The sequence below is a fragment of the Solitalea agri genome (genome assembly GCF_023914155.1).
In the GTDB taxonomy this organism is placed as follows: Bacteria; Bacteroidota; Bacteroidia; order Sphingobacteriales; family Sphingobacteriaceae; genus Solitalea; species Solitalea agri.
The window spans coordinates 126,304-144,702 of the sequence record NZ_JAMWYS010000053.1 but is presented as its reverse complement, the minus strand read 5'-3'; the positions used below and the strand labels follow the sequence as shown (position 1 = coordinate 144,702).

The 18,399-nt window shown below is 38.7% G+C and carries 12 protein-coding genes and 1 tRNA gene; 1 reads left to right on the top strand and 12 read right to left on the bottom strand.

Translation table 11 applies throughout. The annotated features are described in order from the left end of the window. Window positions 1-175 precede the first annotated feature (175 nt). Genes NF867_RS15215 through NF867_RS15205 form a run of 3 tightly spaced genes read right to left on the bottom strand, consistent with a single transcriptional unit; the run spans window position 176 to window position 7,228 of the window. Window positions 176-2,512, bottom strand: a complete 2,337-nt coding sequence (locus tag NF867_RS15215; RefSeq protein ID WP_252589238.1) for an arylsulfatase — start codon at window positions 2,510-2,512, stop codon at window positions 176-178. A 38-nt stretch (window positions 2,513-2,550) separates the two neighbouring features. Continuing rightward, on the bottom strand, window positions 2,551-4,071 hold the full coding sequence (locus NF867_RS15210) for a RagB/SusD family nutrient uptake outer membrane protein (RefSeq protein WP_252589236.1): 1,521 nt from the start codon (window positions 4,069-4,071) through the stop codon (window positions 2,551-2,553). Between the two features lie 31 nt (window positions 4,072-4,102). Further along, window positions 4,103-7,228 (bottom strand): SusC/RagA family TonB-linked outer membrane protein, encoded by a 3,126-nt coding sequence (locus NF867_RS15205; protein ID WP_252589234.1) that lies wholly within the window; start codon window positions 7,226-7,228, stop codon window positions 4,103-4,105. A 589-nt stretch (window positions 7,229-7,817) separates the two neighbouring features. Between NF867_RS15205 and NF867_RS15200 the strand changes: the two genes are divergently transcribed. Further along, window positions 7,818-8,915, top strand: a complete 1,098-nt coding sequence (locus NF867_RS15200) for a DUF695 domain-containing protein (protein ID WP_252589233.1) — start codon at window positions 7,818-7,820, stop codon at window positions 8,913-8,915. A 388-nt stretch (window positions 8,916-9,303) separates the two neighbouring features. Here NF867_RS15200 and NF867_RS15195 read toward each other — a convergent pair. The 9 genes from NF867_RS15195 to NF867_RS15155 all read right to left on the bottom strand — a co-directional run bounded on the left by NF867_RS15195 (window position 9,304) and on the right by NF867_RS15155 (window position 18,317). After that, window positions 9,304-9,383, bottom strand: a tRNA-Leu gene (locus NF867_RS15195). 33 nt (window positions 9,384-9,416) lie between these two features. Then, on the bottom strand, window positions 9,417-9,950 hold the full coding sequence (gene hscB, locus NF867_RS15190; RefSeq protein WP_252589231.1) for a Fe-S protein assembly co-chaperone HscB: 534 nt from the start codon (window positions 9,948-9,950) through the stop codon (window positions 9,417-9,419). Between the two features lie 133 nt (window positions 9,951-10,083). Further along, window positions 10,084-11,412: an RIP metalloprotease RseP gene (gene rseP / locus NF867_RS15185; RefSeq protein ID WP_252589229.1), complete on the bottom strand. Its 1,329-nt coding sequence runs from the start codon at window positions 11,410-11,412 to the stop codon at window positions 10,084-10,086. Window positions 11,413-11,460: 48 nt separating this feature from the next. Beyond that, the gene (locus NF867_RS15180) at window positions 11,461-12,627 is read right to left on the bottom strand and encodes a 1-deoxy-D-xylulose-5-phosphate reductoisomerase (protein ID WP_252589228.1); all 1,167 of its coding nucleotides are present in this window, start codon (window positions 12,625-12,627) and stop codon (window positions 11,461-11,463) included. A gap of 50 nt (window positions 12,628-12,677) precedes the next feature. Beyond that, window positions 12,678-13,049, bottom strand: a complete 372-nt coding sequence (locus NF867_RS15175; protein ID WP_252589226.1) for a GxxExxY protein — start codon at window positions 13,047-13,049, stop codon at window positions 12,678-12,680. A 68-nt stretch (window positions 13,050-13,117) separates the two neighbouring features. After that, window positions 13,118-14,620, bottom strand: a complete 1,503-nt coding sequence (locus NF867_RS15170) for a GH3 auxin-responsive promoter family protein (protein ID WP_252589224.1) — start codon at window positions 14,618-14,620, stop codon at window positions 13,118-13,120. A 127-nt stretch (window positions 14,621-14,747) separates the two neighbouring features. Continuing rightward, window positions 14,748-15,950: a thioredoxin family protein gene (locus tag NF867_RS15165; protein WP_252589223.1), complete on the bottom strand. Its 1,203-nt coding sequence runs from the start codon at window positions 15,948-15,950 to the stop codon at window positions 14,748-14,750. A gap of 122 nt (window positions 15,951-16,072) precedes the next feature. Continuing rightward, a complete protein-coding gene (locus tag NF867_RS15160; protein ID WP_252589220.1) occupies window positions 16,073-17,215 on the bottom strand; it encodes a glycosyltransferase in 1,143 nt (380 codons plus the stop codon). Window positions 17,216-17,366: 151 nt separating this feature from the next. Further along, a complete protein-coding gene (locus tag NF867_RS15155; protein ID WP_252589219.1) occupies window positions 17,367-18,317 on the bottom strand; it encodes a glycosyltransferase family 2 protein in 951 nt (316 codons plus the stop codon). Window positions 18,318-18,399: the final 82 nt, after the last annotated feature.

Sequence of the window (18,399 nt, the reverse complement as noted above, 5' to 3'; positions counted from 1 at the left end):
GAACAAGGGAGAAGGTGATAATATTAATAATCATTGTGAAATCATAGTATGGAAGGCTTTGTCAAATAATAATGATTAATCACAGAGACGAAAAATCATTCCTCTAACAAAATAAAAAAGGTGACCAGCCTTAAAAGTTCTGGTCACCTTTCTTCTTCTTCATACTACCAACAATTTAATTATGCCCTAAAGCCTCACCGTTTTCATACTCAATAGTAATATTATTCAGCTTACCGGTAAACTTAAACGGAACACTGTATTTATCTGAAACCGGAGAATTACGGTCGGCGCCAACGTCAATACCATCTTTATAGATCGCGATCTTACCTTCGGCTGCCACTATAGTTCGCTCCGCAACTTTCTGACCGTTGATGTAGATCGCTTCGGTACCTGCACTGGCATTTCTATCTTTTTTATTGCTCGGTTCAACGTAATTAAGCTCGAACTTAAGTTTTACCTTACCTGTTGGCACCGGAATAGAAGATTCGAGATGTCTGATAATAGTACCTGTGTTATGAGCCGAGTAAAATTTACCGTCTTTTATAAACAAGCTTAAACCATCAAACTCTGATCCGGTGGCAAAAAGAACTCCCTGATCGCTATTCGATTTGATCTCAACATCAGCAGTAATCGTAAACGGATCATTCTGAAACTGTGGACCACTATAGGTTAAAATCTGGTCGATTCCCGGATATAAAACTACCTTTTTGCTCAATCCATATGGACTGCGTTCCCTTCCTCCCGCACTATGGCCCAGTGCATTATCATTCAATGGAAACACATTGTACTTAATGGCTTCTTCATCAAACAGTTTCTGCAGCTCTTTTAACTTTTCAGGTTGTTTGGCAGCAAGGTCAATACGCTCGTTGAAATCTTCATTCAAATTGTATAATTCCCATACATCTTTATTAAAATCAGCACCCGACTGGTGGAAAACGGATGCCTTCCAGCCGTCTTTCACAATGGCCCTTTTTCCAAAAAGCTCATAGTATTGAATCGTATGGCGATTGGCCGCGTTCTTGTCTTTTAGTGAATAAGCTAAACTGGTACCTTCAATTGGTTTTTGCTGATATCCTTTAATAACCTCCGGAACTTTCGCTCCGGTAAGCTCATAAATGGTTGGAGCAATATCAATAACATGGCCGTACTGGTTGCGAATTCCACCTTTTTCCAATCCACCATTCGGATAATAAACAATAAGTGGTTGATGCGTTCCTCCTTCGCTGTTTGGATCTGCTTTCCATAAACGGAAAGGAGTATTCGTTGCCTGGGTCCAACCGGCTGGTGCATCCTGGAAAGAATGTTCGGTGCCTATTTTGTCAATATTTTTATAAAGCTCGGCTATCTGTTTTTCTTCATCAAGGCTAGAGATGTAACCATTAAAGCTTCCATTACGCGGACTATGACTCGAACCGTTATCACCAATACTCACTAAAATTATGGTATTATCAGCCTGACCAATTTCTTTAATATAGTTAACAATACGCCCGAATTCATAATCAGCATGTGTTAAGAAACCGGCATAAACTTCCATAAAGCGTGCATACACTTTCTTTTGTTCAGGAGTTAGGCTATCCCAGGCTTTTACTGTAGGATCACGTTCCGGTAAAACGGCATCCTTCGGAATAACACCTAACCTTTTCTGGCGCGCGAAAACTTCTTCACGGTACCAATCCCAACCTTTATCAAATTTTCCTTTATACAAGTCGCTCCATTTTTTATCAACCTGATGTGGTGAGTGTATGGCTCCTGTGGCAAAATACAGGAAGAACGGTTTTTCAGGTGAGATAGACTTTTGATTGGCAATATAGCTGATCGCTTTATTGGCCAGCAAGGTGGTAAGGTGCGTTTTGTTAGGCTCAACATCCACCACTTTGGTATCCTCGTACAAATTCGGGTGATACTGATCGGTATGCCCTAACTGAAAACCATAAAAATGATCAAAACCACGACCAACTGCCCAACGGTCGAAAGGACCATTGGAAGTGATCTCATTTAGCGGAGCTACGTGATATTTGCCCACCGCAAAAGTGTTATAGTTGTTCTCGTGAAGCACTTCGGCAATGGTAGCTTTATCGCCCGGCATTATCGCATCATAGCCAGGGTATCCGCTGGAGCTGTAATTTAATGTACCCATATGAACCGAGTGATGGTTACGGCCGGTTAGCAATGCCGCCCTTGTAGGCGAGCATACGCCCGTAGAATGGAAGTTTGTGTAACGTAAACCATTATTAGCCAAACTATCCAGCACTGGTGTTTGCATTAAACCACCGAAAGCACTTGCTGTTCCATATCCGGCATCGTCAATTAAGAAAACAACCACATTAGGAGCTCCGGCAGGCGCCTGTTTTCTTTCCGGGTGATACTCTACCGATTCGGCTGTAGTCCGACCTACTTTTCCCTTAAAATTTGGATCAGAAGTTAATTTCTGTTCACTCTGGCCGTATGCATTCAGCATTACTGATGATGCCAGAAGTGCCGTAAATCCGGCTTTTTTATAGTTTTTATTCATGAGAGGATTTTTCTATCGTTATTAATTTTCACCATTAATTACCAACCCGGATTTTGAGTAAGCTTCGGATTACGGTCAATTTCACCTTGAGGAATTGCATATAGGTAATGCTTCGGGGCCACATTGTTTTTACCAACAAGTTTGAGACACTTCAGCAAAATACCTCTTCCTTCTGGCCCTACTCCTGTCGCTTCGGTTCCTGTTTCTCGTATCAGATCAAAGAAACGCTGATACTCAGCCACCAGTTCCAGACGACGATCGAGGTAAACTGAATCACGGAACTGATCTTTCGTTAACCCTGCAGTCAGATTGTCCAAGCCTGCTCTTTTTCTGATCTTATTCAATGAAGTATAGGCTTTTTCTGTAGGACCATTCAGTTCGTTCTCTGCTTCGGCATGGATCAGCAATACTTCAGCAAAGCGCAATACATTGGCATTGGCATCCGACTGACCAGAAGTTGGATAGTTAGGATCCCAGTTTTTATTAATGTAAGGAACTGAATCGCCGGGGGCATTTAGGGTAAAATATTTCTTACCATCGGTAGGGCTCGTATAGGAAGTAACAAACGAAACCCGTTTTCTTTTATCCTTATTGGAAAACAGCTTATAAACACTGAAGTACTTATCACTTCCAACGGTATAAAAAGCCACCTGGTTACCATATGAACCTTTTATGCCAGGCACCCCAGAACGTATGTCGCTGGAGGTTACCAAATGTCCGGTGCTGATGGTGCTGCCTTTTATTTGAGCAGAAAAAATATGTTCCCGTCCGTTTTTGTAGGCCGGCAGAAATACCTGCGAATAATCATCGAACAACCCATAACCATAAGGACCATTGATCACTTCCTCGGCAAGCTTAACTGCATTAGCCCAATCTCTGCGGGTTAGATACACTTTCGACAATAACGCTTTTGATGCGCCTTCTGTAGCACGGCCGGCTTCACCGGGTGCTCCATTTTTAAAATAGTTCGCCGCATCTTCAAGGTCTTTTATGATCTGGGCGTAAACTTCTGCGGTCGGGGTTCGTGGAACCTGAAGTTCGGCAGTTGTTAAACGGGTTTGATCAGCCAAGAGCAAAGGCACATCGCCATACAGACGTACCAGGTTAAAATAATAGAGGGCTCGCAGAAAGCTGGCTTCGCCCAATAAGCGGCTTTTCAGTTTCGCATCCATTTCTATTGCTGGAATGCGTTCAAGTGCAATATTTGCTTTGTTAATACCCTCGTAATGCTCGGTCCAAATTTGCTGGATCCGCAAATTGGTGGAGGCGTGGGTAAGTTTGGCGAAAGCCCTAACTTCTCCGTTTGGAGAACCTGGCCCCGCATCCATATCGTCGGTCATAAAATCCAGACCGGTATAAAACAAACGGTTATAAATGGGTTGCGCTCCCACCTTGTTATCAACCAGCGGATAATAAATGGCGTTTACCGCCGTCACTGCATCCTTGGCTGTTTTATAGAATTGTTCCGGTGAAATAAAGGATTCAGGACTTTCATTAAGATCAACACAACTCGTGAACCCTATACTTAATGCCGACAGTAGAATTAATGTCTTTTTCATACTAATTAATTTTTAGGTAACTGGTAGATGCTTACAGTGTCAAACTAATTCCCGCTATAAACGACTTCGCATTTGGATATGCACCGCGGTCCAGGCCCGAGCTAAGTGAATTTTGTCCGTTTGTGCTCACTTCTGGGTCATACCCCGAATAATTGGTCCAGGTGTACAGATTCGAAGCTGTTACATAGATTCTGGCAGCTTTAAACTTGCCTTTGGCAACCAATTTTTGCGGCAGATTATATCCTAACGAAAGTGTCTTTAAGCGGATGAATGAACCATCTTCAACAAAACGATCCGAAATGGTTACCGCCGGATTTTCAATAGCTTTATGAACATCGGTAATGGTATTGGTAGGTGTCCAACGATTTAAAAGCGAAGAAACAGCTCCGGTATACCCCGTACCTAATTCTAAGTTGGCACGTGTCCAGTTAAAGATCTTATTGCCGTATGACGAATTGAAGAAGACGAACAGATCGAAGTTTTTATACTTGAATGTATTGCTGATACTTGCCAGAAACTTAGGTTGTGCGCTTCCTACAATGGTACGGTCGGCATCCTGGGTGATCGCTCCATCATGATTAAGATCCTTATATTTTTGTAAACCAGTAGCAGGATCGACGCCATCAGCCACCAGGGTATAAAATGCACCCACCGATTCGCCTACTTTTATAATTTGTGTTGGCAGTGTGGTTGGGCTAGCCGGGTCGGTTACAAAGAAATAGTTGGCTCCTCCCAAGCTTTCAATTTTATTACGGTTTACCGAAAGAAGAACATTTGTATTCCAATCAAATTCACCGCGAAGATTGGCAGTTTTAAGTCCCAACTCCACTCCTCTATTTGCAACTACACCAAGATTTTGAAAAGCACTGGTAACGCTCGAAGAATAAGGAACAGGAACTTCCAATAATAGATCCGAAGTCCGTTTATAATAAATATCCGAGGTTAGTTGAATACGGCTGTTAAACAATTCAAGGTCGAAACCGAAATCATACTGCGCCGTTTTTTCCCAAGTTAAATTCGGATTCTCAAAACTGCTTGTAGCCAACCCGTTTACAAGGGTGTTACCAAAGCTATATTGGAAACTTCCCAATCGGGCAAGTGAACGGTAAGGATCGATCTCCTGGTTACCGGTAAGACCTGCGCTTAAGCGAAGTTTCAATGAGTTGATCTGCCTGCTGTTTTTCAGGAATTCTTCATTCGATACATTCCAGGCAAACGCTGCCGAAGGAAAGGTTCCCCATTTATTATTCTTGCTAAAACGTGATGAACCATCAGCACGAGCTGTAAGCGTTAATAAATAACGGTTATCATACCCGTAGTTTACACGAGCCAAAAACGATTGAAGCGCCCATTCAATACTCGAGCTGGAAGGAGCAACCAACACGGTTCCTCCACCAATGTTATTATAGGTAAACTCATCGCTAACAAAGTTGGAAGCTCCAGCAATGTAAGTTTCAGTTCTTGATTTCTGCTGAGTGTTACCAATTAGCAGGTCGATCGAATGTTTGCTGTTGAATGTTTTTCTGTAGTTAAGCGTATTTTCATTTAACCAGTTAAGCGTCCCCAACGAACCAATAGAAGCGTTACCTCCCGGAGAACTTTCGAAAAGTGTAGAAGGCAAATACCTGTTTTGCTTGTTGTTTACAATATCAGTTCCCAGGGATACTTTTGCAGTAAGGCCTTCAAGCAGTCTATACTCAGCAAAACTGTTTGCTAAAAAGCGGGTTGTTTTGGTTTCATTACTTTGCAGACTTAACGTAGCAATCGGGTTGGCTACTGTTGAACCAAAGCTGCTATTAGCTGTAAAGTTTCCTGTTTCATCACGAACCGGAACTACAGGCACCATTGACAAAATATTAGGAACAATGCCACTTGGAGCTACAACTGATTCCGACAAACTTCCATTTAAGCTAACACCCAGCTTAAAGTTGCTAGTAACATCATTATCAAGGTTTAACTTTCCAGAATATCGATTGAAACCAGTATTCAGAATAATACCGTCCTGTTTAAAGAGGCTCCCTGAAAACAGGATCTTTGTTTTTTCATTGCCTGATGAGATGGAAAGGCTATGACTTTGCATGGGTGCTTCGCGAAAAGCTGCTGCCTGCCAGTCGGTTCCCTCTCCCAGATTATCCAGCTGTTCTTGTGTGTAAAAAGGTGACTTTCCGGCATCTTTTAATGCATCGTTCTTTAATGCTCCCCATTGTTGTGCATTTAAAACACCTATTTTTTGGGCACTTTGCTGAATTCCATAGTAACCGTCGTAATTGACAGAAAAACCACCTTTATTACCTCGCTTAGTGGTAATAATGATTACCCCGTTTGCTCCTCTTGATCCGTAAATGGCAGTTGCCGAAGCATCTTTTAGCACATCAATTGATGCGATATCTGAAGGATTTATGCCTGATAAAGGATTAATTGGCGGACCGGCAGTTACACCGGCATCGGTAGTTGCATCAGCATTATATATAGGAAATCCATCGATCACATACAAAGGCTCGTTACCTGCATTGATAGAAGTTCCTCCGCGAATACGGATGGAAACGCTTCCTCCAGGTGCACCACTCGATTGGGTTACCTGCGCTCCTGCTACTGCTCCTTGCAAGAGTCTGTCTGGAGAAGCAGCCGGTTGAGATTTAAAATTTGCAGGTAAGGAAGAAACCGACCCTGTTAAATCGCTTTTCTTTTGTGTACCATAACCAACCACAACAACACTTGCCAGTTGATAAGATGCTTCTTTTAGTTCAATGGTAACTGGCCCTTCGGTAACTGCAACCTCTTGGGTTTCGTAACCAACAAAAGAAACGATCAGTGCGAAAGGAAGCTTTTGTCCCGTTAAAAATTTGAAATTACCGTGAGCATCGGTAGCAGTAGCATGAGTAGTACCTTTGATCTGAAGAGTTACACCGGCAAGCGATTCCTTTGTTTTTACATCGGTTACTTTGCCGGTAAGAGTTGAATTAATAACAGGCTGTTGCTGCGCCTGAGCATTTATAGTTTGCAAGAGCGCTAAAAGAATAAATGCTGTTAATTGAAGTTTCTTCTTTAGTTGCTGGAGAAACTGAATTTGCCTCACTGATATACTGCGTGACCACAAAATACCAGGCGGTGAAATACGCGAGTTAAAAGCCCATATGGCTTTTGTTATTTTTTGCATACTTTTATGTTGGTTGAAATTTTACAGATTGAAAGAGGTGCCAACGCCAATTGAAGACCTTTTTCATTGATTTGAACCTTTAGGGGGTGCTCTAAGCATCCCCTTCGATTTATGTTAAATACCTTTGATCTAATTCACCCTCCTTTTTTAATCATTCCTTATTTTATTGCTAAGTACCTAATGGATTTTCTTCAAAAATGACTTACCCAACACGTTGTTTGTCTTATAGTTAATAATCATTAACCAAATGTATAAAATTCTATTTAAACTTTATACTCTATAGACTAAATAGATTATATGAATTTAATATAACTAATTGTTATTAAGAAAATTATAACGAAAATTTTTTTGAACTGGGAAGATATGCGGTCGGTTAAAAGCCTTTTTCAAGTGGATTTCACGGTAATTAGATATCCAAAAGTCAGTAAACATTTGATGGACAATCGGAAGGGACTACTTTTGCTCCCATCTTCCCCTCTTGGCCAATACACGCTCAAGGCTGTTTTACTTATTTTCTATCCTTAACGCTAGTTTGCAACAGCTTTTATATATTGTGACCAGTATTCAGATACGATAAATCACTATATAAATGAATTTCATAAAAAGCATTTTTGAAAAGAAAAAGCAAAGTATTACATCCTACTCAGATTTTTGGACTTGGTTTCAGAAGTATGAAAGGCAATTTTTCCAGGTTGTTAAAGAGCATAAAGAAATCGAAAAAGATTTCTTTGATAAGCTTTCACCAAAGCTAAATGAACTAAAAGACGGCTATTTCTATCTTACTGGCATGTATGATACAAATACAGTAGAACTAATTTTAACGGCCGATGGCAATGTAAATAACATAGCCTTTATAGAAGAACTTATAAATGCTGCACCTCAAATTAGCGGTTGGAAATTTACCGCTCTTAAACCTGAATTAAATATTAAAGATGTTGCCATTAAAATGGCCGGATATGAGTTTAATGAAACTAACATTCATTTTTACTCTAATGTATTTTCAAAATATCCAGATGAAATAGACATAACAATTGTTCATGATGACTTGACAGATGAAAATAAATCAAATATTACTAATGGCGCCTGCATCTTTTTGGAAAATTATTTAGGTGAACTAAATTTTGCAACATGCATTGATAACCTCTCAATAGTTGGAAAAAAGGAAGCTAAATTGGAGCTCATTCCTATTGCAAAACTTAAAGATTTCTTAAAATGGAGACAGAAAGAGTTTGTTGAAAAGAATGAAGGAGTTAGACGTAACACTGCAGAAGATAATTATTCAATACTTGATGCTGAATTAGAAAGCGGGAATAGATTGTTAGCTGTAATTAATACTGACTTATTAAATTGGGACAATAAAGCTTCTCATCCTTGGATTGCCGCTATTACTCTTAAGTTTGATGGAAATAATAATGGTGGTTTGCCGGAAAGCGATGACTACGAATTATTGAATACTATAGAAGAAGCAATTATGCAAGAACTTAAAGATTTCGATGGGTATTTAAATATTGGTCGGGAAACAGCAAATTCTGAACGTGATATTTACTTCGCATGTAAAGATTTTCGCTTACCCTCAAAAGTTTTCCATGACATTCAAAAAACCTACAATAATTATTTTGAAATAGAATACGATATTTTTAAAGACAAATATTGGCAGTTTTTTGAACGTTTTAGTACTGCACAATAATGGTTTGAAATAGCTTGTTAATCGATTGATAATTTAGACCATAAACGAAAGTTAGGCACCCAACTCGAATAGAAGAACCAATAATTAGAGAAATACTATTCTTTTCATATCGTTAATTTTGAGTAGCAATATTAGAAAGCCGCTAGTTGTTACAACTTGTCTTAAATCAATAAACCTCGTCTCGTATTGGTAAAGCCATAGGGTTATATACAAATGGGTGGGTATTTTAATTGTAAAAGAAAATGTAATTGTGTGGAATGGGGTAGTTTGATATGGAGTAAGGAAAAAACTAAAGGCCCAGTCTAATTATAAAACTTACACCCATTTTGCACCCATAAAACACAAAACCCTTGCAAGATTAACTTACAAGGGTTTTACATTTTTCCAGTACCCGGAGCCGGAGTCGAACCGGCACGGTTTCCCACAGGTGTTTGAGACCAGCGCGTCTACCAATTCCGCCATCCGGGCATTTTTTCAGGTTTTATTACTAAAACCCTTTCCTTAATTGCGGGTTGCAAATGTATGCAGTTTTTCCTTAATTCGCAACAAATATTTACTCTTATAATAGTTATCCTTGATTTTCAGGAGAATATTTTTTTGTTGCTCTTCAGAGTGGGCATCAAAACCCTCTGTTAGCTTATCCAATTCAGTAGTTAGGTTATTTTCCAGACCCGACACTTGTTCATTAATTTCAGTCAAACGTTGTTCATCCTCATCAAATTCCAGTTCCATCAACTGTTCATTGATGTCCATCATCTCCATTAAAAATGCTTGCGGCAGTTGATTTTTCTCCCCTTCTATTATAAGACCATTTAGTTCAAGAACATACTCAAGCCTTTTTACCGGGTTGCTCAACACCTTAAAAGCATTATTATTCAATGTTGAAAGCTCTAGTACTTCAGTTTGCTTTTCTTCTGATTCGTTTACATAAAAATCAGGGTGATATTGCTTGCTTAGAGCATAAAACTTCTTTTTTAATAAACTTTCGTCGGGATTAAAAGAAACCGGTATATCGTAAAACTGAAAATAGTTCATGTTAGCGGTGAGGATTAGTAATCGAGATTTAAGACTGGATACTTTATAGGTTAAAGTTTACAAACAGCCTGAGACTAAAAAATTTGAGATATGCGAAAATCTCCTATCGCATATCTCAAATCAACAAATCATTTTATTTTATAAACGATTTAAAAATATCGTTACCAAAAGCAAAGATCATCAAGCCAATTAAAATCACAAAACCCACAACTTGAGCGCGTTCCATGAATTTGTCACTTAAAGGCTTTCCTTTGATCATTTCAACAATCAGGAAAACTGCATGACCACCATCTAAAGCAGGAATTGGCAATAAGTTCATAAAGGCTAGGACAAGCGAGATCAAGCCGGTTAATGTCCAGAAGTTAATCCAATCGAAGGTGCTTCCATATAACTGTGCCATACCAATCGGTCCTTGTACTGCTTTGGTTGCTTTTACTTCGCCACGAATAATCTTACCAAAGCCTTTAGTCTGATCAACCAATGTTTGTTTAGCTTTCTCTGCGCCAACAGGCAATGCTGCTACCAAACTAAATTTATCCACTTTAAAGTTCAAGCCTGTAAGTCTTGGACCGAACCCAATTTTGCCTTCATTAGTAACCTTAACATCCAACTGTACATCTTTTCCTCCCCGCTCAACAACTAGTTTGGCATTTTTATCTTTTCGTGCTGCCAGGGCAGTTTTAACTTCATCAAAATAGGTGATCTTGGTTGAGTCTATGTACAAGATCTTGTCACCACTTTTCAGTCCGGCTTTATCTGCATTACTTCCTAACTCAACCTGTTCAACAACAAAGGCCGAACGTGGAACAATAAATGCATTTTTGCCACCTTCTACATCTGATACTTTTTCAATGAAATTAGCAGGAATATGTACGGTAGTGTCCTTACCATTACGATCAACTTGCAGATCAACATTTCCAAATAACACTTTAGGACTTATCAAATCATTAAAGCGTTTAAATGGTTTACCATCAATAGCTTTTATTTTATCACCAGTTTTTAAGCCGATTTCCTGAGCTAAAGGGTAGGCTTCAATCCCATTTTTAGCTTCAGAATTAGGTAAATAAGTTTCGCCGTATTTAAATGTCAGCATCCAGAAGATAAAAATACCAACCAACACATTCACAAATACACCACCCAACATTACTACCAAACGCTGCCAGGCTGGTTTAGAACGAAACTCCCAAGGCTGAGCAGGCTGCTTCATGGCTTCTACATCCATTGACTCATCGATCATTCCGGCAATTTTCACATAACCACCCAATGGCAACCAACCGATACCATACTCTGTATCACCCTTTTTAAAACTGAAAAGCTTTACTCCCCAGGCATCAAAAAAAAGGTAAAACTTCTCCACTTTAATCCCAAAAGCGCGGGCCGCTAAATAATGCCCCAACTCATGCAATACTACCAAAATTGAAAGACCGGCCAACAACTGGGCCGCCATGATTAATCCACTCATTATAGCGTTAAAAATTACAGGTCAAAATTAAACAATAATCTTATGAACTTAACTTATTAGTTCAAAAGCTTTTATACGGGCTTCTTTATCAGTAAAAACGTAATCCTCATAACTAGGTTTAGCCACTTTGGCTACTGTCTGCATGCATTCTTCAATTATATCTGACATTTGCAAGAAGCCGATCTTCTCCTTCAAAAATGCCTCCACTACCACTTCGTTGGCAGCATTTATGACACAAGGGCAGTTCCCCCCTATTGCCAGGGCATCAAAAGCCAAGGCTAAATTGCGAAACGTTTTTGTATCCGGAGCTTCAAATGTAAGGTTAGCAAAATCAGCAAAGCTAAAACGTGGAAAAACATTTTTTATTCTCTGCGGATATGCCATTGCGTATTGAATAGGCAATTTCATATCGGGCAAACCTAGTTGGGCTTTTATAGAACCATCTGTGAATTGCACCAACGAATGAACAATTGATTGTGGATGTACCACCACTTCAATCTGATCGATTGTCAAATCAAACAACCATTTAGCCTCAATTACCTCTAAACCCTTATTCATTAAACTGGCAGAATCGATGGTAATCTTGGCACCCATGCTCCAATTGGGGTGTTTAAGTGCTTGCTGTTTGGTAACATGCTGAAGTTCGTTAAGACCCTTTCCTCTGAATGGCCCGCCGGAAGCTGTAAGAATAATCTTTTCAATAGGGTTATGCTCTTCGCCAACTAAACATTGAAAAATTGCCGAATGCTCAGAATCAACCGGAAGAATATTTACATTGTTTGCACGAGCCAGTTCAGTTACCAGATCACCTGCCACCACAAGGGTTTCCTTATTGGCTAAAGCAATATCTTTTTTTGATTTAATCGCTGAAATGGTAGGTTTTAGACCCGCATAGCCCACTAAAGCAGTCAGCACCATATCAACCGTATCAAAAGTTACCACTTCTGACAATGCGGCTTCTCCAGCAAATACTAAAATTGATGTTGAAGAAAGTGCTTCTTTAACCAGTTGGTACTTACTTTCATCGGCAATAACTACTGCACGGGGATTAAACTGCAGTGCCTGCTGAATCAACAATTCGGCATTGCCATTAACGGTTAAAACTTCAGCCTTAAACTTATCAGGATTTGCCTGTATCACCTCTAAGGCTTGCGTACCAATCGACCCACTCGATCCTAAAATAGCGATACGCTTAATATTCTTTATTTGATTCATTGTTAAATTGTTGAATTGACTTACCACAGTGTACACTGAGTTACACAGTTTTAAAGAACAACTCGTTTTATTCCATTTTTCAGGCTATTAACATTAAAGTTCAATAATAAACCCAATGATTTGCCTGATAATTTCATGTATGTTAAAATTTGCGCCAAATGTACATCATTAAAGCTATCAACGGTCTTTAGCTCAACAATTACAGAATTTTCGACTAAAATATCAATTCTATAGCCACAATCAAGCTTAACATTTTTATAAATGAGTGGCAAAGGTTTTTGCACCTCTACTTTTAAGCCATTTGAAATAAGTTCATATGCAAGGCACGCTTCATAAGAAGATTCCAATAATCCTGGCCCCAATTCAGAATGGACCGAGAAGGCAGATTTTAAAATCTGACCTGAAATAGTATTTAAATTCACAGTTTTATGTTGGAGATGTGGAGGTAATATACTATTCCGTGTCACTCTGTGCAACCCTGTGGTTTAATTTATTTCATTACATACTCACTCAACTCATCTGCAATTGCGCGGTCGTTAGCTAAGCGAGGCACTTTATTCTGCCCACCCAATTTACCTTTTGAACGCATATAGTTAATAAATGCGTCTTTACTCATATTTCTGATTTTTAAATTCTGCAGCACATTACCTTCAATCAAATCAAAGTAATAAACATTTTTTTGCTGCATCAACTGATCTACCTTTAAACGAAAAGCATTCAGATCTTTAGGTTTATGTTCTCCAAATTCAACAAACCACTCATGAAACGGCATTCCTCCTTCAGGGTCATTTACCTGAGGCGCTACGGTGAACTCTACCACATCAACCCCCTCTTCTTTGGCCACCTTCATTAATGAATACTCCACTTCCTCGCCGATTACGTGTTCGCCAAATGCCGATATAAAATGCTTAATTCGGCCTGTAACAATGATGCGATAAGGATCTTTTGATACAAATTTAACGGTATCACCGATGCTATATCCCCATAATCCTGCATTGGTATTCAGAATAATGGCGTAATTCTTATCTAACTCCACATCTTTCAACCAAACACGTTTAGGGTTTGTATTGAAGTACTCATCAACAGGAATAAATTCAAAGAAAATACCTGCATCAACATTCAGTAACAATCCCTTTTCTTTCTGTGAATCCTGAAAAGCAATAAATCCTTCTGAAGCCGGATAAGTTTCAATGGAATCGATACGCTTACCAATGCTTTTTTCCAGTTTAGAACGGTAAGGTTCAAAATTTACCCCTCCGTAAACAAATAGCCCAAAATTTGGAAAAATATCTTTTATTGCCTTCCCTGTTTTAGCAGTAAGTCTATCAAAATACATTTGAACCCAGGGTGGAATCCCAGAAATCAGCGTCATGTTCTCATTTACCGTTTCTTCTACGATTGCATCCACCTTATGTTCCCAATCGTCAATACAATTGGTTTCCCATGAAGGAAGACGGTTTTTCTGAAGATAACCCGGAACGTAGTGCGCAGAAATCCCCGATAAACGTCCAACCTGAATACCATTCTTTTCTTCCATTTCAGGACTACCTTGTAAAAAGATCATTTTACCATCAACAAAGGCCGCCTTGCCAGTTTCGGCTATATAAAGCAATAATGCATTACGAGCGGCATTCACATGCTCCGGCATTGATTCCTTAGAAATGGGAATATATTTTACTCCGGAAGTTGTTCCGGAAGTTTTTGCAAAATATAAGGGTTTTCCAGGCCACAGTATGTTACTATCACCATGAACAACCTTTTCTATATATGGCTTTAATTGCTCATAATCACCTACCGGAACTTGCTGTTTGAAATCATCATAGGATTTGATAGTTCCAAACTGATGTTCCAAACCATAGAGCGTCCCCTTAGCATCATTTACCAATTTATACAACCATTTTTCCTGTAATTCAACAGCTTGCGTGTTCCATTTACGGATTTTAGTTGCTGTATACCAGGCCAGAGGCTTACTTAATAGTGATTTAAGACCCATAGGCGGCAAATATATAAGTTAATGAGGAAGATGAACAGAAATGCAGCAAAAAATAAGGCAGTCAATCGACTGCCTTAATCAGCCATCATGTGGCTTTCGGTTGGTTCTATTTAAACAAGGGGCGCAGTTAATCCATTAATAATGGTTTTACATTATATGCTTTAGTTGGCTTAAATGTCTCAGGGGTTTTCTGATCAATTGCCTGCTGTAAGGCAAGCATATCATCCGTTTTCAGCAAGTAAGACTTCTCTCCTTCTTTCATTTTATTTACTAAAACAGTCGCTGCGTCATAATTCTGCAGATACAGCTCAATAACAGCAGCATTGTAAAAATCGCATTGTGGAACGTTAGTAGATAGTTTACCATTAAACCAGGCTTTCAATTGGTTTAGCTGACCTGAGTTTTCTTTTATTAATGGAAGAACATCAGCGATCACTTTAGTTTTGTCAGCCCAATCATAACTCGATGACTGCTCAACGGTATTCATATACCAAACAACATCTTTAGAATCTTTGAAATATTCTTCATTAAAGATCTTTTCAAATCTCAACCATTCTCCATCGATAAATAATGGTTTGATTTGCAACAACAGTTTTTCATATCCATCAGTGTTCTTTTCAGCAGCAAACACTTTTGCTTTTTTTGACACGATCGATAATAATTGATTTCTAACAGGCATACGTCCAAATAGCTTGCTTAATTTCACTGCATTTGTCAAGTGCCAGTCGATATAGTTTTGAGGGGTGCCAAAGTAAGTAAGAACATTAAAAACCTGTTCTGTGAATAGGTTCTTTTGAGCATCAAAAAATGCATTTATTTCTTCAGGAGTAGTTTTCCGGGTCCTCTTTTCAATTGTTTCAGAGTAAAACATCGGGTAACTTTCATCCATCCTGATCGAATACGCTAAAAATTTCTCAGCCTTAAAAGAGGTGTTTACTTCATTTAAATAGTTTGCAAATCGATTGGCTCCTATAAAGCCACTGCTTTGATCAATCAGTTTTCCATTTGGGGCAATAAATAAAAAAGAAGGAAAGCCTCGTAATCCGTATTTTTTGCAAAACATTTTACCGTCTGCCTCTTTAAAAACATCGATCTTATAGCTGATAAACTTTTCATTCAGGAACTCTGCTACAGATTTATTAGTATAAACAGTTAAATCCATTTGTTTGCAAGGCATGCAACCCTCAAAATAACAGTCAACAAAGATGGGTTTGTTTTCTGCCTTGGCCTTAGCAACAATGGCTTCCCAAGTACCAGGTATAAAATTAGTTTGCTGTGAAAAGCCTAAAAAAGGCAGAGTAATTAATAAAAAGATTAATAGTCGCTTCATAATGGTTAAATAGATTGTGTATTCAATCAATACTATTACCATCAGCCTCGACTTTTTACCCCATGAAAAAATAAAAAGTAGTTGTTAAAAGCAGGAAGAAATTAGGTAGAATATAAGCAGTTTTAAAAGAGCTCCTTTAGTTTGCTCACAAAATACTCCCAGGAATATTTTTCTTTCTCCTTATCGATATTAGCAGCAAACTCTGCCTCTAGATTCTGTGAATAAAACTGATTGATGGCCTCTGCGAGCTCCAGGCTATTTTCAGGGGTAACAATGAAGCCTGTTTTACCATCTACAACCACTTCGCTTAAAGCACCTACCCTGGTACTTATCATTGGACGATTGTAGAAATAAGCAATCTGCGAAATACCGCTTTGGGTAGCTGAAACATAGGGCTGGACTACTAAATCGGCGGCACAAAAGAAATAACGGATATGCTCATTGGGCACATATTTAGATACCTGGATAACCTCAGCCTCTATGCCTAATTGTTCGATTTGATCTTTGTAGGGTTGCTCGTCCTCATAATATTCGCCAACTACCAATAGCTTCACCCTTTGCTGCTTCAATACTTTTGGAAGTGAATCTAATAAATAATGAAGTCCTTTATACTTTCGGATAAACCCAAAAAACAGGATTGTATTTTCACCTTCAACCTGAACATCATATAACTTTTTAAGTTGAAGTTTAGCCTCTTGCTTTGTTATTGCTTCCCCAAATGTATTGTAGATAGGATGAGGTGAATTGCGATAAGGCTTGGTTTTATTGAACTTTTTAAGATCATTCTCCACACTCTCACTCAACACCATAAAACCATCGACTTGTGCGAATAAAATTTTGGTCAGTAGGTTTTGACCGGGCTGCTTTTCATGAGGAAGGATATTGTGACAAATCAGCAAGATCTTTGTTTTACAAAACCTATTAATAAAGAAGGCTATTTTAGCATAACAAGGAGCAAAAAAAGGCATCCAATATGAAAAGATCACTACGTCGGGCTTTCGACGTGCTATTTTTATTCCCGAGCTGATCCACGAAATTGGATTTAGTATATCAATCAATCGTTGATTCTTTTCCACTGGAATACCAAAGGCATCCCCCCCATCTTCAAATTGACTTTTCCCTGGAAACAGAAAACCCGGATATTGTCGCTTGAAGTTAACGATACTTACTTCATTGTCTTTTAACAGCTCCTGAAATAAAATAGACTGACTTTGGGCGATTCCTCCACGGTAAGGATAAGCAGGACCAACAAGTATGATTTTCATTAATTTGAAAATTTGGGAATTTGAAAATTTGAAAACTTTCGAATTAGAACTTCTTGTTTTCTATAAAAATAAAAATTTGAAAATGTGTAAGCAGATTTAACGCACTTATTCCATTTTCAAATTTTCAAATCATCACATTTTCAAATTGAAACTACACTTCTTTTTCTATATGGTATGCGTTACGTTCCGGAGCATTTCTTGAAACCAGTTCAGCTAAAAACCCGGTAAGGAACAATTGAAAACCTATAACAATAGCAATTAGTGCTATATAGAATAAAGGGTTGCTGGTTACATCGCGATAAGGAACATGACGAGCAATGGAAACCAGTTTCTCAGCAATTAACCAAATGGTAACAAAGAAGCCAATAAAGAAACTCAACACTCCCATTGACCCGAAAAAGTGCATTGGACGTTTTGAGAACTTACCGACAAAGAAAATCGACAGCAAATCAAGAAAACCATTAATAAAACGGCTCATGCCAAATTTGGTAGTGCCATATTTACGTGCGCGGTGTTCAACTACTTGCTCCCCTATTTTCTTAAAGCCTGCCCATTTTGCAATTACAGGCACATAGCGATGCATTTCTCCATAAACTTCTATGCTTTTAACCACATCATGACTGTAAGCCTTTAATCCGCAGTTGAAGTCGTTAAGTTCAATACCCGACATTTTACGTGTAGCCGCATTGAAAAACTTGGTAGGAATTGTTTTGGTGATCGGATCATAGCGTTTCTTCTTCCAACCCGAAACCAAATCATACCCTTCATTAACTATTTTATTGTACAAAGCAGGAATTTCATCCGGACTATCCTGTAAATCGGCATCCATAGTAATTACAACACGACCATTAGATGCTTCAAAACCCACATTTAAAGCCGCTGATTTACCATAATTTCTACGGAACTTGATTCCACGAACATTATCATTTTTATTTTCCAGCGCTTCAATTACCTGCCAGGTTTTATCGGTACTTCCGTCATCGATAAAAATCACCTCATAGGTAAAGTTATTTTCCTGCATTACACGAGCAATCCAAGCTTCTAACTCTGGCAACGATTCATCCTCGTTATACGATGGAACTACGATTGAAATATCTTTCATCTATAAATGACTAACCTTCTTAAAAAATAATGTCCCGCTTTTTGAGCGGGACAAAAATATAAAAGTTCTTAACAAAAACTGA